The following is a 14,349-nucleotide window of genomic DNA, read 5'->3' on the forward strand; positions in this document are numbered from 1 at the left end:
GCCCGGAAAACAGCGTGCTGGCGCGGATTTTTTTGATGAATACCGTCGTACAGCGGCTTGGAGCAGTCTCACTCAGGATGTGAAATTCGCCACAAGCGGGCCTGGGCCAGCACGGCGTACTGGTCGGCCCAGAAAAGGGCGGGCGGCTTGGCGAGAGGATGCCACTCCAGCGCGTAGCCGGGTTCCAGCGGCGTGGCGGCAATTTGATCCGTGACACACAGGAAAAACCGGTTCTCGACCCAGCGCGTCCCGGCCTGGTTCTCGCGCTGCCAGATGCCGAGTTCGGCCAGCACACCCAGTTCCGTGATTCCGGTTTCCTCGTGAACCTCGCGCCGCAGGGCGGTTAAGGCGTCCTCGCCCAGCTCGATGCCGCCTTTGGGCAGGGTCAGGCTGCCATCCACCTCGCACACGACAGCCAGCCACTCGCGGCCCGCCTCATCCCGCCGCAGGATGACGGCCCCCACGCCGGGGCGCAGCGGCAGCCTTCGGGGATTAGGCAAGAACAACCTCACCGTTCGGCATGTCCAGCACCGCCTGCAATCTGGTTTCGGGGGCCTGATGGACCGTCACCAGCTCCACAAGTTTCAGCCCGGTCAGCGCCTCACGGAGTTGTTCCGGCTGCGGCGTCATCAGCTCCAGGCTTCGCAGGCGCACGCCCACGTCTGGCAGCGTGGCGGCGGGTGAGTCGCCCTGCCAGGCGATCAGACTCGGCAATGCACCGCCCAGCGGCAGAGAGCCGTCCTGCGGCACCGTCAGCGTCCAGACGTAGCGGCCCCGCGTCAGGGCCAGCACCTCGCCCTGCGCGGCCAGCGGCGGCTGGGGCGTGCGGGCCACCCAGTGGATCAGGGCCGGGCCGCGCTTGAGCCGCTCCTGCACGGCAGGCGTGTCCAGGCCAAACCAGCGCGGGCGGGTGGGCGCGGGCGCGTCCGGGTTGACGGCGATGACTTCCAGATATGCCTCGCCCAGCGAGAGCAGCCGGTTGTGGGTCCCGAAGGTGGGGTGTTCGCCGCCGGGAGCAAGGTGTACGCCCAGCCGGTCTTCCAGCCAGGCCGCGCCTTCACTGAGGCTGCGTGCAGCGATCACCAGATGGTCAATGGCAGGACGATCAAGAGCGGGCACGCTCATGCCCCGCGCGGGCGGCTCATCGTTGCCAGGTCACCCAGCACGATGGCCGCCGCCTTCTCACCGCTCTCCATAGCGCCCTGAATGCCGCTCATGGACGTGATCTCCCCGGCCAGCAGCACGCCGGGCCACCGGGTGGCGTGGCCCGGCAGATGCGCTGCATAGTCCGGCGGCTGGGGGTACTGGGCGTGGGCAATGCGCTCGACGGCCAGGGTCCGCAGCAAGCTGACCCGCACGCCGTACCAGACCGAGAGTTCGGCCCGCACTGCCGTGTCCAGCGCTGCGTCGTCCAGCTCAGGATTGCCCAGCACCGTGACGGTGAGCAGGTGCTGGCCTGCCGGGGCACGCTCCGGAATCAGGTGGCTGAGCCACTGGGCGTTGTTGATGAGGGCCGTGTTGTTCAGACCACCCACCGGATTGAGCAGCAGCCGGAACTGCGGGTCAATCGGCGCGTCCGCCGTGTAATAAAGATAGGTGCTGGACACGCTGCCGTAGGGTAAATCCTCGCCGAGCAGCCGGGCGGCGCTGGGCGGGTCGGTGGCGACAATCACCTGCGGGGCGTCGAGTTCGCCCAGCGAGGTGGTCACGCTGACCCCCCGGCTGTGCGGCGTGAGTTTCAGGGCGCGGGCATTGAAAGTGATGGCACTACCCGAGACCAGTTCCGAGGCCAGTTGCTCGCTGAGGACCGACATACCTTGCCGGGGCAAGCTGATCGGGCCGCTGAGCAGCATCCGCAGGTAATAGCGAAACAGCCGGGCACCCGTCGAGAGGTCGCGCTTCAGAAAGATGCCCCCGAAAAACGGCGCGAAGAAACACTCCAGCACCCTGTCCGAGAAGCCCATCCGCTTGAGGTAGGCACGGGTCGGCTCGTCGGGTCCGGTCAGCAGGGTGTGGGGCGGCACCAGCGCCACCGAGGCGGCCAGGCGGCCAAACAGCAACCGGTCCTTGACAGTCAGACTGCTGGCCGTGAGCAGACCGGGAATGACGCCGGGGTCGCGCCGGGGGTCGCCCAGCAGTTCCTCTTTGCTGCCCAGTTTGATGGCCGCAGACGGCGGAATGCGGACCAGATCGAGCGCCGACAGATCGAGCTGACGCTGCACCGCTGGGTACGCCTCGAACAGCACCTGATAGCCCGCATCGAGGGTAAAGCCAGACTGTTCACGCGACTTCACGCGCCCGCCCACCACCGCCGAGGCTTCCAGCACCCGCACCCGCTGACCCGCCCGCTGCAAGGTGCGCGCGGCGGTCAGTCCGGCCAGCCCCGCGCCAATGACAATCACGTCCATAAACTGAAGGGTAACGCATCGGGGCGCAGCAGCTTGAACCGAACGCCAAGCCGCTCAGCCTAATCAATCAGCAAAATCAAGGATGAAAGTTCAGAAATAGTCAACGCTCCACACACCGTCTTGACTGCTCACGGCTCCCTGGGCCGTGGCGTAGGTGTAAAGGGTCGCGCCGTCTGACGCCTGGTCTTCAGCCACCACCACCAGCGGGCCAGCCATACGCAGATTGTCGGGCACACCACCCAGAGTGCGGGGGTCTTGCGGCGGCGCACTGTTACGGGTGCATTTGAGCTGTACCTGCTGGGCAGTAGCGCCGTTGACGAAGCAGACTGCCAGAACCGTGATGCTCAGCGGCGTCGTGATGGTTGTCGATGAAGCGGCAGCCAGCGAGAAGGCGCTGAACAGGCACACCGACAGACTCATTTTCAGACCGCGCAGCTTAGATTTCTGAGTTCGCATAAGAAACGTTAAATCAGGTACTCTCACAAAATTCTGGCGACCGGACAACTTTAATGCCGAAAATACGACAAAAAAACCATTTCTGCTAAACAGCTTTAATGCAATTTAACGAGAATTTAATGTCTGGGTGAGTAAAAAATAATGGCACAGTGAGGGGGGTGCTTGTAAGCCCGCTGTAAGCCCCATAAGCTGCGGTCGTAACCGGGCAGCTAAAGACTTGAGATAGCATCTCCTCTTAGCCAGAAGAGATGAAACCTGCTTTATTGACTCAACCTGGTACTTCTGGAGGAATACATATGAAGAAAATGATTGCTTTGATGGGTATTGGGCTGATGATGGGCGTTTCGTTTGCGGGAGCTGCTGCTAGCCCGATCACGGTCACTACCCCACTTAATATAATCGTCTCTAAGGTATGTCAATCAGAACTCAGCCCAGCTACCCGTAATCTCACATACAATGCCATTGACGGCTTGCAGGGCGACACCAGCGCACCCAACTACAAACTCCGCTGCACCGTAAATACGACTCTCGCCGTGACGAATAGTGTAGTGGTCGCGGGTATGAATGTGGGCCAGTATCTGGTAGCCACCTCCTCTAATGATGTCGTAACGCAATCATCCGGCAATTCAGGAGAGGTTCACACAGCTAACTTGACTCTGACAGCGCCTCTCGGTTACTGGGACGTGCCAGCAGCCACATACACCGGTACGGTGACCACAAACATTGCTTTCTATTAATTGAGGCGAACAATGTGGGCCTGGGCGGTGGCTCAGGCCCACGCCCATATTACTATGGAGATCAGATGAATCGTTTTTTCAAACATCCATATGGGCGACTGGCTCCCAAAATCCGGTGGCTGTGTATCTTGGGTATAATCAGCAGCAGCTCAGCGGGAGCGGAGTGTACCTTGCAAACCAGTGCCAACATTCCCACCTACTCGGCCCTGGCTGACACCATCGGTATGCTGAACGTCAATGTGATCTGCGACCAAGCTGATGGGCCCTACACTCTTGAATTAACCTCGCCCCCATCACAACTCGTTCCGGGCAGTTTAAACGGTACTCTCAGTCTCCAGCTACTTACAGACAGCCAAACGCCGCTGAAGCTGCTGCTGATCAATGCGGCCAAGTCGCTGGCAGGAGAAAACGGACTGGTTTACCGGGGTAATCAGCAACTTCAGTTTGCTGTGCTCATTCCCGGCAATCAGTGGACGGTTCAGGGCAATCTTTCTGAGAATCTGAAGTTCCAGCTTTTGACCAGTAACGATAAAAGATGATAGAAGAGACAATGAATATGAGAAAAAATAAAGACTCCATCCGGAAACTTTTGGCCCTTCTGTTTTTGGCCTCGGTCAGTAGCGTATCTTCTCAGGGATTGACCATCAATCCGCCCACCATAACCATCAACCCCGTCCAGCGCCTCAGTACCCAGACGCAGCTCACCAATACCGGAGCTAATGCGGAGCAATTCACCGTCAAGGTGGTTAGCTGGACGATGCAGGACAGCCAGAATGTGTACAGTCCCTCGCGTGATCTGGTTGTTAATCCCTCTTCCTTCAGCGTTAAGCCTGGTGAAACCCAGGTGATTCGCATAGGGTTACTCAAAAAGCCAGGAGCCGCTGAACTGGCTTACCGCGTTATGGTGACCCAGGTTCCGAACGAAGACACGCCTACCACCAACAAAACCGTAAAAGGGGTGGAGATGAGCTTCAAGCAGGTGGTTTCATTTGGTCTAGCCGTCTACGTGACTGGTGCAACCGCCACACCGAACATGAGTTATCAGGTGGCCCGCGACGGCAACGATCTGCTCGTCCGCATGACCAACGCGGGCAACCGACACCAAGTTTACGGTGAGGCCATCTTCAAAGCAGACGACCGTAGCCTGACTTTGCCTTCCTACGCCGTCCTGACTGGCGTAACCTACACTGCCCGGCTCAAAGACTGGGGCAATGTGCGCGGGCCGCTGACGCTCAGCTTCGTCAATGTCAATGGGGAAACGAAAAATGAGACGCTGGCGCTGCCCTAGCGCCGCTGCCACAACGTTGACAACGGTCGCATTGCTATTGGGTGGGCTGGCACTGGCGCAGCAAGCAGCTTCCCCGCCTGCACCCGCCGCACTGACCCCCGAAACCATTTGCGCTCTCGACAACCAACTGCTCAGTGTCAGTGTGGGCGGGCAGTCACGCGGCGACGCTGTGGTTAAGGTGAGCGGCGAGCGGTTTTTTGTAGAGGCCCGGATCATTCAACCCAGCGAGCAGAAATATGTCCTCGCGCGCAACGAATGCGAAGAAGGTGCTTTCCTAGAGCTTGACCCACGTCTCAAGCCCAGGTTTGATCCGCTGAAGCAGGCCCTGCAATTGCAGCCATTTCTCGACCTGTTGGCAGGCAATACGCTTGATTTTCGCCGCGATCAACAGATCATGCCCACCCTGACACAGCCGAGTATTGGCCTGGATTTTGGCATCGGGGCCAGTCAATCGCTCTCGGCAGATTTTTCCACCACCGTGCAGGGATATCTGGGGATCGGCTACGCTTCAGGAGCGCTGTCGGGCTACGCTGGCGGCTTTGCCAGCTTCTCGCCCGGCGACACCGCCGTTTCAGGATTTAGCGCCGCACCCCGCGCCACGCTGCGGTATTCGGTCAATCCCCGCCTTGACCTGACCGCAGCCTATAATGCGCCGCCAGATTCGTTGGGCTTCCGAGACGGCCTGCAACGCTTCCAGGGCGTCCGAGTAGACGCCCGCAGCGACAATCAGCTCTTCTTCCCTACTATCAACCTGGAACTGCCGCTTGACGCTGATATTCAGGTCAATGTCAATGGACGACAACTGCGGACTTTTCGGGCCAGCGCTGGCACGCTCAAGCTGATCAATATTCCCTTCCAGGGTTTTGGCGCTTCTGTGGATGTGATTATTGACGACGGCACAGGTGCACGAATCAAGAACTACAGTTACTTTGCCGATGCCCGCAGCGTGCGCCCCGGTGCTTATGTGCTGGGGGTGCAGGCCGGGCTGCAAGATGGTCAACGCAGCCTGACTGGGCAAGGGGTCTTTGGACTTGGCCGGGGTTGGACATTGAGCAGCAATGCCGACCTGTTTGGCGAGCGCTACCGCGCCTCGGCCACCCTCGATTACGTGGACGATCTCAACAGCGTAAGTACAGGGCTGACGCTGGGCGGCACCGTTCAGACCACTCCAGAGGCCCGATTGAGCTTGCGCTATGGCCGCATTGTGAATGATCAGTTCAGCGTGAACATCGCTACAACCATCCCTGTGACCCAACCTGCAAAACTCAATCTTCAGGCAGGGGCGTCTTACCGCCTTGACCGCTGGGCCTATCAGGTCAGTGGCGGCTATGATTTCGGGCAGCAAGCCTTGAACCTGAGTGCCAACACCAATTACACCTTCGCTTCTGGTCAGGCCATCAGCTTCGGTATCGGCAAAAGTCCGCAGGGATTGAGTGCGACACTCAGCACCAATCTCTCGCCTCTGCCAAATCTTCAAGTGGGTCTTGGCGCGGCGGCCACCTCTCTGCCTGCATTCCGAGTGGTTCCAGCACTCGACCTGCGCTATACACCTAACGGCCAGAACACGCTGAGCGCCAGAGTGAACACCGAAAGTGCAGGAGCGTCATATGTCTACAACGGGCGCGTGCAGGCCAGCCTGAGCGCGTCTTCGGCACTGACCAATCTGGATGGTGCGTCGGTCACCGGCACACTCGATGGAGCGTTCTCGCTCAACAATGGCCGCCTGACCCTCAGCCAGGGTCTCGGCTCACGCTCGATTCTGATCCGTACAGGTGTTAAGGGTGTGCCCTTTCTGGTCAACGGTGCCCAGGCAGGTGTCACCGATGCCCAGGGCGACGTACTGCTCAGCCGTCTGCCCAGCGACGAGTACGTGACGGTTCAAGTTGACATCAACGCTCTACCGTTTAATATCAATGTGCAAAACGACCGCGCGACGCTCAGGCTGCCTTCCAACGGCACAGCGGTGCTGGATTGGCGAGGCAACATCGTGGTCAGCCGTTACGTGCAACTTTTCTGGAAACCCGGCGAACCGGCCACCTACGGCACGCTGCGCGTCGGCGACCTGGCTTATCCACTGGACGACCAGGGCAACGGGCTGATCGGCAGCGTCCCTGAAGGCACCGCTGCAACACTGAAATCTGATGATGGCAGCCGCAGCTGTCCCGTGACCCTGAGCGAGTCTCAGGCAGTGGTCACCTGCGCCTCGCCCTGATTGGCCACAGTTCTGGCAACTGCGCCCACTTACGATCATCGAAAAACCGAACTCCCAACATATTTGCGAAAGCGTTCTTCTTTCTGGAAACCCTCACGCTTCTCTGTTCGGGCGTGAGTTGCATCCGATTAACTCAATGACAAAAACCGTGTCGTTTCAATGCTGGACACCCGAACCAATATCCTTGAAATTTCCAGGAACAAACGGCACAACTTGCCCGCCAAGCGTGATCTCGCGGATCGTCAAAATAAGGTCGTAAGCTCGCAGTGTCAGTTTCAAGCCGGACTGGCCCGTTGTGCCCGCGACTCGAAACCACTGCCCCGCTGCTGGCAATTGAGCCGGATCGAGAACGTTGCGGCTCTCGCCCGAACAGACGCCCAGCGGATAATCACCCACACCACCAGCAAAAGAGTCCAGCCGCCCAGTCAAGCTCCAGGGCATGGCCACTGCGGTCTGAAGGGTCAGCAGCAGCTCCTGGGTGTTCGGTTGCGGCACACCCAGCCGCAGAACATGGAGCTGACCGTCTTCGGCGATGAGATGGTACCCGCCAGGCAACCACACCGCCGCGTGAGCGCTCAGCGGCTTTCCAGAAAGCAGCGGCGGCACAGGCTGCCAGGCCAGCGGTGAGACGGGGGCTGTCAGGGGTGCAGGCGATCTGGGACCCTCACTCAGGCCGCTACTGCGGAGGCGTGCCCTCAAACCGGCGTCCAGCGTACCTGCCAGAGCCGCACGCTGCAATTCGCTGTCAAAGCCCAGGGGATGCTCACCGTCCGGCACATTCCAGATCAGGTCAGGCAGCACCACGGTGATTTGCGTTGGACGTCTGACCAGCATCCCCGCAGCCTGCGCGCGACCCAAAACGGTGTGAATTGCTTCAGCGGTAGCATAGTCAGGTAAGCGGTCCGCCACCTCCGTTTCGCTCAGCGGCACCCGCAGACCTGCCAGCCGCGCCAGCGTTTCCAATGATCCCGGCACTGTGTTGCCCGTTTCCAGCAGCAGGCTACGCAGACGAACTGGCAGTGGAAAGCGGTTGACAGTACTGAAGGCCCGAGGTAAAAACTCCTGCGCGGCGGCAAGCCAGCCTTCAGATTGCTGAATCACCTTCAGCGCAGCAGCGAGCGTGTCAGGGCCAGCCGTTGTCTGGGCTGTCTGCTCAAGGGCAGGCAACACCGCCGAGGGGCGCAGACGCGGCTGCACCAGTAATTGTCGGTTGCGAATATGCGACCGCTCTGCGAGTACCTGGAGCAGCGGTGCCGTCTCAGCCACGGACGGCATCAGGACCATCAGCAGCGGAACCGGGCAGTTCATTAAAAACTCCAGGTGTTGAAATGACTCTTGCGACAGCTTCCGCGTGCCGTGAATCACCAGGACCAGCGGTGCCCGCACGTCCTGGAGCAGCGAAGCCAGCCGGATCAGGGTTTTTTCCGGCGTCTGTGCCGAGATATCCAGCACTTCTGGCAGCGCCGCGCCACCTGAGGCAAGCTGCTCCAAGATCCTCATCACCATGGCGGCGACCATCAGTCCAGAGTGGCCAACAGCGTCCACATCCACTACTTTCCAGGGCGAGTGAGCGGCACGGCTCAGGGTAGAACGCCGCCCACTTCCAGGCCAACCACTGAACACCAGCAATTGAGGATCGTCCATCGCTGCCTGCAGCAGTCTAATGATGTCACCGTTCAGATCACTCTGGGAAAGGTCGTACTCCCCTTGAGGCAGTGACATATCCAGAACAACGCCGATTCGCGCAGCACTCTCTTCAATCAGTCGCCGCCTCTCAGGCCGTGTATCGTGGGCATAACTCCGCCGCAAAATCGGGGAGAGTCGGTTGACCAGGGCTTCGCGCTGCTGTATGACCCAGTGCTGGAAGCCCGTCTCGCCCACCGCTTCCAGGCCGGAGAGCGCCCTTCCCTGGAGCGCCGGATAATCGGACAGTGACTGCTCGGCGGCACTCAACCATTGCTGCAAATCGGAAGTCGCCTCGAAAGCAAGGAGAGGTGAGCCGGGCGTCCCGAGAATGATCCCCGCCGAGCGCAACTTAGACAGTTCTACCCGGAGATTGTTCATACCGCTCCGTCCCGGCCAGAATAAACTGACTAGCGTGTCACGATGTTGAGGACCAGTCAGAAGGAGATAAATTAGTAGTGCCGTACTACGGCGTGAAAGATGCAGTAGTTCATTGTTCAAAAAGACGACGGGTGCTCCAAATAAGTGAACATGGGGTATACGCAACGCTAGATATCCTCCAGATCAACTTTCACTCTGTCATCCCAAGCAGTCAACCCTCGCCGAGAAAATCTAGCATGCGCTTGTATTCAGGATCACACTACTTCAGCCCACACTTGTCACTACCCTAGCATTCGGACCAGATCTGGCTATCTTGGAAAGCCCAGGTCAGCCCAGGTCTTCCCGAAAGGCCACCCGCCCCCGCAGGTGCGCCGCCACGACGGTGCCGAGCCAGGGCAGGACGTCCGGTGGCAGGTCGTCGGGAGAAAACCAGCCCACCTCGGAACATTCACTCACTGGCCGCGCCTCACCCTGCCAGCTCAGCGCCAGATAGAAGGCGTCCAGGCCGCGCACCGGCTCGCCGCCGCTGGTGTCCACGTAGCGGGTCATCCCGAGCAACGTCAGCGGGGCCGGGTCAATGCGGGTGCCGACTTCCTCAAGCGCCTCGCGGGCGGCGGCTTCGGGCAGCGTCTCTTCGTCCTCGACGTGGCCGCCGGGCAGGCCCCACAGCCCGTTGCCGTAACTGACGTTGCTGCGCCGGGCCAGCAGAATCTGACCGTCCGGACGCTGCATGACGGCCCAGGCGACGAGGTGAAAAGGCGTGGCGGGCATGGAGACACTATGCCACGTGCCTGGCGGTCCCTCGCCCCTCATGCCCCGCCTCTCTAGGCTTCCCTGCTCCTGGTTGGTACACTGACCCGCGTGCCAGTCAAACTCGCTCCGAGCATCCTTGCCTGTGATTTCACCCGACTCGGTGACGAAGTGTCGGCCATCGCCAGCGCCGAATACATTCATGTGGACGTGATGGACGGCCTGTTCGTGCCGAACATCAGTTTCGGGGTGCCGATTCTGGCCGCCACCCGGCGGGCCGCCGCGCCTGGGCAGTTCGTCGACGTTCACCTGATGATCGAGCGCCCCGAGCGCTACCTGGCCGACTTCGCGGCGGCGGGCGCGGACGGTCTGACGGTGCATGTCGAATCGACCCCGCACCTGCACCGCGCCGTGCAGATGATCCGGGGGCTGGGCAAGCGGGCGGGCGTGGTGCTCAATCCTGGCACGGCGCTGGAAACGTTGCGCCCGGTGCTGAATGACGTGGACCTGGTCCTGATCATGAGCGTCAACCCCGGCTTCGGTGGGCAGAGTTTCCTGCCGCAGTCGCTGGAGCGGGTCCGCACCGTGCGCGGCTGGCTGAATGAACTCGGCAGCGCGGCGGAACTGGAAGTGGACGGCGGGGTGAGCGCCGAGAACGCCCGCGCCCTGGCCGATGCGGGCGCAACGGTGCTGGTGGCCGGGTCAAGCGTGTTCGGCGCAGAGAGTGCGGCGGCGGGCCTGGCGAAACTGCGCGCCGCGCTGACCCAGGAGAGCGCATGAAGCTGCGGGTCGATCTGCTGCCGCATGGGTCTTATTCCGACACCGTGCTGGTCATCGACGTGCTGCGGGCCACCACCACTGCCGTCACCTACCTGGAGCGTGGGGCGGAAAGCTTACTGCTCACCGCCAGCCCCGACATCGCCCTGGGCCTCAAATGGCAGCCGGGCCTCACCGACGAGGCGGGCGATCCCATTCGCAACGACACCTACCTGCTCGGCGGTGAGCGCGGCGGGCTGGCGATACCCGGCTTCGATTTCGGCAACAGTCCGGTGGAAGCGGCGCAGCAGAACTTTACGGGCAAGACCATCATCATGAACACCACCAACGGCACCGGAGCCGCCCACATCGCGGCCCAGAGCGGCAGCCGGGTGCTGCTGGCCTCGCTGACCAACGCCCACGCCGCCGCCCGGCGGGCCAAGGCCCTGGCCCTGGAGGAAATCGCCATCGTCTGCGCCGGAACCGACGAGCGGGTGAGCCTGGAAGACGTGTACGCGGCAGGCGTCATCGCCGAGTACCTGCTGGCGCTGGGCGAACTGAGTGTGGATGACGGCGCGCGCATCGCCCTGACCCTGCGCCGCAGCGCCGGGAACCCGCTGGAAGCTTTATCGAGCAGCATGCACGGACAGACACTGGAGCGCCTGGGCCTCGGCGAAGACGTGCGCTACGCCGCCCAGGTGTCGGAGAGTACCGTGGTGCCGGTATTGAGCGACCTTCAAGATATCGAGGGAGCGTTGAGGTTCGTGGCGGGCTGAGACGCCTGCCCCTTCGCCATCTACTCCTTCACTGCCTGGGCCGCTTCACGGGCCGCTTGCCGCAGCTCGGCCCCCTGACGGCTCTGCTTCACCTGTCTTACCCACCACTCGCGAATCCACTGCCGGAATGCCGCGTACTTGCCCCCCAGAATCAGCCGGGCCTTGCGGTCCTTTTCAATTTTCATGGCGCTGATCTCGGTGTTGAGCTGCTGGGCCTGAAGACGGCTCTGCACCGCCTCGCCGAGTTTGGCGCTGCGGGCCTCACCCGCCGTGAGCTGGCGCAGGTCCTGCACCTGCCCGGCGCTCAGGTCGAGGTCGGCGGCGAGCTGCTTCACATCGGCCTTCGATGACGGCAGCGCAAACAGCCGGGTCAGCACCGGGCTGCTGGGCCAGGGATCGGTGCGGGCAGCAGCCGCGGCCAGCGCCCCGGACGCCAGCAGCAGGCCGCCCAGCCCAGCCCAGATCAACCAACGCCGCCGCATCAGCCCCGGACCTGTCCCTCGCCGCGCACCACCCATTTGGTGGTCGTCAGCTCGAAGAGGGCCATCGGGCCGCGCGCGTGCAATTTCTGGGTGGAGACGGCCACCTCCGCGCCGAGGCCGAGCTGCGCGCCGTCGTTGAAGCGGGTGGAGGCGTTGACGATCACGGCGGCGCTGTCCACCTGCTGCACGAACGTCTCGGCCTGAAGCTCGTCGCGCGTCAGGATGGCGTCGGTGTGATTGCCGTACTCGGCGATGAAGTCGAGCGCCTCATTCAGATCGGCCACCGTCCTGAGACTGAGTGTGAGCGACAAAAACTCGGTGCCGAAGTCGTCCGGCGTCGCGGCCACCGCCGTCAGACCCGCTGCCGCCAGCACCTTGAGGGTGAACGGATCGGCGCGCAGTTCCACGCCCGCCGCCAGCAACTCGCGGGCCACCGTCGGCAGGGCCAGCCGGGCCGAGGCCTCGGTCATCAGCAGGGTGTCGAGAGCGTTGCAGACGCTGGGGCGCTGAACTTTGCTGTTGCAGATGATCTCGGAGGCGCTGTGCAGGCCCGCCGCGTCCTGCACGTAACTCTCGTCAAGGTAGAGATGCACCACGCCCACGCCGCCCACGATCACCGGCACGGTGGCGTTCTCGACGCAGAAGCGGTGCAGCCCCGCCCCACCGCGCGGAATGATGGCGTCGATGAGGTCGTCAAGGCGCAGGAGTTCAAGCATCCTGGCTCTCTGCGGGTCGCTGATCACCTGCACCGCGCCCGCCGGAACGCCGTGCTCGCCGAGCGCCCGGGCAATCAGGCGCACCAGCACAGCGTTGCTCTGCTGCGTTTCCTTGCCGCCGCGCAGGATCACCGCGTTGCCGCTCTTGACGGCCAGCGTCGCCACGTCCACCGTGACATTCGGGCGCGATTCGTAGATGACCCCCAGCACGCCCAGCGGCACCCGGCGGCGTGAGACTCTCAGGCCGTTGGGACGGGTTGCCTCGCCCAGCGTCTCTCCCACCGGGTCAGGCAGGGTCGCCACGTTCTCCACATCGGCGGCGATGCTCTCCAGACGCTCGGGCGTCAGGGTCAGGCGGTCGATCAGCGGGGCGGTCAGGCCAGCGGCGCGGGCCGCCGCCACGTCCAGCGCGTTGGCGGCCAGAATCTCGGCAGCGTGGGCGCGAAGCTGCGCGGCCACCTCACCGAGCGCGGCATTTTTCTGGGCGGTGGGCAGCGTGCCCAGCACCCGGCCCGCCCGGCGCGCGGCGATTCCCATCTCGCGGACGGTGAGGACTTGGGAGCCTGGAGCCTCGGGCACAGCAGTGGTCATACCCATAGCGTAGCAAGGCCCGATGAAGATCTAGATCTCTGCGCCGCAACCCCCCGGCAGCTCACCTCAGCGCCGCAGTGCACGGGTCGATTCGCGCAGCACCAGCCTCAGCTCGAAGGTCGGGAAACGGGGCGTCTTGCCGGTCATCAGGTCGTGGGCGGCGTGGGCGGCGGCCTCGCCCACCTGCTGCGCGGGCTGGCGGATGGTGGTCAGCGGCGGCAAGCTGTAGGCCGACATCGGCAAATCGTCGTAGCCGATCAGTGACACGTCGTCGGGCACCCGCAGGCCCTTGCGGTGCAGCGCCAGATTGGCTCCCAGCGCCATCTGGTCATTGGCCGCGAACACGGCAGTAAACGGCAGGTTCAGCTCGACGAAGCCCAGCATCGCCCGGTACGCCGAGGTTTCCAGAAAGTCGCCGGGCAAGATCCATTCGGGCCGCACCTCCAGCCCCGCGTCCCGCATGGCGTCACGGTAGCCTTGTAGGCGGCCCACCGCGTCCTCCTGGGTCATCCGGCCACAAATATGCACGATCTCGCGGTGACCGAGTTCGATCAGGTGGCGGGTGGCCCGCTCCGCTCCACCGCGCTGATCGAGCGTCAGGGTCGGCACGTCCAGGCTCAGACCGCTTCTCCCCGCCACCACCAGCGGCAGCCGCACGGCCAGTTCGCGCAGCCGCGGCTCGGGAATGAAGCCGCCCACCACGATGATGGCGTCCACGTTGTGGTCGAGAAACACCTTGAGGGCTTCTTCCTCCAGCACCGTGCTCCAGTGGCTGCTCTTGAACAGTGGATGGTGGCCAGTGCGCTCCAGCACGCTCTCGATGCCCTTGATCAGCTCGGCGTAGTAAGCGCTGGAAATATCCTCGACCAGCACGCCCACCGTCTGGGTGGTGCCCCGGACCATGCTGCGGGCCACCGCGCTGGGCCGGAAGTTGAGGTCAGTCAACACCTGGCGCACGCTGGTTTCGAGTTCGGGCCGCACCTTTTTGCCGTTGATGACCCGCGACACGGTGCTGACCGAGACGCCCGCATGCCGGGCCACGTCACGAATGGTCAGAGATTTGGCAAGGCTTCCGGCGGTCATACTGAAAACGTTATCACGAGCGCGGGTGTT

14 protein-coding genes and 1 pseudogene are annotated in these 14,349 nt (G+C 62.5%); 6 read left to right on the forward strand and 9 right to left on the reverse strand.

The features are described from left to right. Positions 1–68: 68 nt before the first annotated feature. The 4 genes and pseudogenes from N0D28_RS13580 to N0D28_RS13600 all read right to left on the reverse strand — a co-directional run bounded on the left by N0D28_RS13580 (position 69) and on the right by N0D28_RS13600 (position 2,864). On the reverse strand, positions 69–500 hold the full coding sequence (locus N0D28_RS13580; RefSeq protein WP_260560028.1) for an NUDIX domain-containing protein: 432 nt from the start codon (positions 498–500) through the stop codon (positions 69–71). Next, complete coding sequence (locus N0D28_RS13585) at positions 493–1,125, reverse strand: VOC family protein (RefSeq protein ID WP_260560029.1); 633 nt, start codon at positions 1,123–1,125, stop codon at positions 493–495. The genes N0D28_RS13580 and N0D28_RS13585 overlap by 8 nt, the downstream gene beginning before the upstream one ends. After that, positions 1,122–2,420: pseudogene (locus tag N0D28_RS13590) on the reverse strand (protoporphyrinogen/coproporphyrinogen oxidase); the annotation flags it as partial. The pseudogene N0D28_RS13590 and the gene N0D28_RS13585, both read right to left, overlap by 4 nt. 78 nt (positions 2,421–2,498) lie before the next feature. Then, a complete protein-coding gene (locus N0D28_RS13600; RefSeq protein WP_260560030.1) occupies positions 2,499–2,864 on the reverse strand; it encodes a hypothetical protein in 366 nt (121 codons plus the stop codon). Positions 2,865–3,160: 296 nt separating this feature from the next. Between N0D28_RS13600 and N0D28_RS13605 the strand changes: the two genes are divergently transcribed. The 4 genes from N0D28_RS13605 to N0D28_RS13620 all read left to right on the forward strand — a co-directional run bounded on the left by N0D28_RS13605 (position 3,161) and on the right by N0D28_RS13620 (position 7,101). Beyond that, the gene (locus N0D28_RS13605) at positions 3,161–3,601 is read left to right on the forward strand and encodes a hypothetical protein (RefSeq protein ID WP_260560031.1); all 441 of its coding nucleotides are present in this window, start codon (positions 3,161–3,163) and stop codon (positions 3,599–3,601) included. A gap of 170 nt (positions 3,602–3,771) precedes the next feature. Then, on the forward strand, positions 3,772–4,140 hold the full coding sequence (locus N0D28_RS13610) for a hypothetical protein (protein WP_260560032.1): 369 nt from the start codon (positions 3,772–3,774) through the stop codon (positions 4,138–4,140). An 11-nt stretch (positions 4,141–4,151) separates the two neighbouring features. Next, entirely contained in the window at positions 4,152–4,889 is a 738-nt protein-coding gene (locus N0D28_RS13615) for a fimbrial biogenesis chaperone (RefSeq protein WP_260560033.1), read from the forward strand. Positions 4,890–4,905: 16 nt separating this feature from the next. After that, positions 4,906–7,101 (forward strand): fimbria/pilus outer membrane usher protein, encoded by a 2,196-nt coding sequence (locus N0D28_RS13620; RefSeq protein WP_260560034.1) that lies wholly within the window; start codon positions 4,906–4,908, stop codon positions 7,099–7,101. 156 nt (positions 7,102–7,257) lie between these two features. Here the strand turns inward: N0D28_RS13620 and N0D28_RS13625 are convergent, their stop codons facing one another. Beyond that, a complete protein-coding gene (locus tag N0D28_RS13625) occupies positions 7,258–9,285 on the reverse strand; it encodes an AfsR/SARP family transcriptional regulator (protein WP_260560035.1) in 2,028 nt (675 codons plus the stop codon). Between the two features lie 207 nt (positions 9,286–9,492). Then, positions 9,493–9,936, reverse strand: coding sequence for an NUDIX domain-containing protein (locus tag N0D28_RS13630; protein ID WP_260560036.1), 444 nt, complete (start codon positions 9,934–9,936; stop codon positions 9,493–9,495). A gap of 90 nt (positions 9,937–10,026) precedes the next feature. Here N0D28_RS13630 and rpe point away from each other — a divergent pair, with 90 nt between their 5' ends. Both rpe and N0D28_RS13640 read left to right on the forward strand, forming a co-directional pair. Continuing rightward, the gene (gene rpe / locus N0D28_RS13635) at positions 10,027–10,695 is read left to right on the forward strand and encodes a ribulose-phosphate 3-epimerase (RefSeq protein WP_260560037.1); all 669 of its coding nucleotides are present in this window, start codon (positions 10,027–10,029) and stop codon (positions 10,693–10,695) included. Next, positions 10,692–11,447 (forward strand): 2-phosphosulfolactate phosphatase, encoded by a 756-nt coding sequence (locus tag N0D28_RS13640; RefSeq protein ID WP_260560038.1) that lies wholly within the window; start codon positions 10,692–10,694, stop codon positions 11,445–11,447. Before rpe ends, N0D28_RS13640 begins: the two co-directional genes overlap by 4 nt. Positions 11,448–11,467: 20 nt before the next feature. Here the strand turns inward: N0D28_RS13640 and N0D28_RS13645 are convergent, their stop codons facing one another. The 3 genes from N0D28_RS13645 to N0D28_RS13655 form a co-directional block, all read right to left on the reverse strand. Next, on the reverse strand, positions 11,468–11,929 hold the full coding sequence (locus N0D28_RS13645; protein ID WP_260560039.1) for a hypothetical protein: 462 nt from the start codon (positions 11,927–11,929) through the stop codon (positions 11,468–11,470). Continuing rightward, positions 11,929–13,236, reverse strand: a complete 1,308-nt coding sequence (locus N0D28_RS13650) for a glutamate-5-semialdehyde dehydrogenase (protein WP_260560040.1) — start codon at positions 13,234–13,236, stop codon at positions 11,929–11,931. The genes N0D28_RS13645 and N0D28_RS13650 overlap by 1 nt, the downstream gene beginning before the upstream one ends. A 66-nt stretch (positions 13,237–13,302) precedes the next feature. Continuing rightward, positions 13,303–14,319, reverse strand: coding sequence for a LacI family DNA-binding transcriptional regulator (locus tag N0D28_RS13655; RefSeq protein WP_260560041.1), 1,017 nt, complete (start codon positions 14,317–14,319; stop codon positions 13,303–13,305). Between the last annotated feature and the right edge of the window lie 30 nt (positions 14,320–14,349).

Origin of the sequence: Deinococcus rubellus (genome assembly GCF_025244745.1) — a bacterium.
Classification (GTDB): domain Bacteria; phylum Deinococcota; class Deinococci; order Deinococcales; family Deinococcaceae; genus Deinococcus; species Deinococcus rubellus.

Coding starts and splice junctions, on each gene's coding strand:
- N0D28_RS13585 (WP_260560029.1), bottom strand. CDS start 1,125: ATGAGCGTGCCCGCTCTTGATCGTCCTGCCATTGACCATCTGGTGATC.
- N0D28_RS13600 (WP_260560030.1), bottom strand. CDS start 2,864: ATGCGAACTCAGAAATCTAAGCTGCGCGGTCTGAAAATGAGTCTGTCG.
- N0D28_RS13605 (WP_260560031.1), top strand. CDS start 3,161: ATGAAGAAAATGATTGCTTTGATGGGTATTGGGCTGATGATGGGCGTT.
- N0D28_RS13615 (WP_260560033.1), top strand. CDS start 4,152: ATGAATATGAGAAAAAATAAAGACTCCATCCGGAAACTTTTGGCCCTT.
- N0D28_RS13630 (WP_260560036.1), bottom strand. CDS start 9,936: ATGCCCGCCACGCCTTTTCACCTCGTCGCCTGGGCCGTCATGCAGCGT.
- N0D28_RS13640 (WP_260560038.1), top strand. CDS start 10,692: ATGAAGCTGCGGGTCGATCTGCTGCCGCATGGGTCTTATTCCGACACC.
- N0D28_RS13645 (WP_260560039.1), bottom strand. CDS start 11,929: ATGCGGCGGCGTTGGTTGATCTGGGCTGGGCTGGGCGGCCTGCTGCTG.
- N0D28_RS13650 (WP_260560040.1), bottom strand. CDS start 13,236: ATGACCACTGCTGTGCCCGAGGCTCCAGGCTCCCAAGTCCTCACCGTC.
- N0D28_RS13655 (WP_260560041.1), bottom strand. CDS start 14,319: ATGACCGCCGGAAGCCTTGCCAAATCTCTGACCATTCGTGACGTGGCC.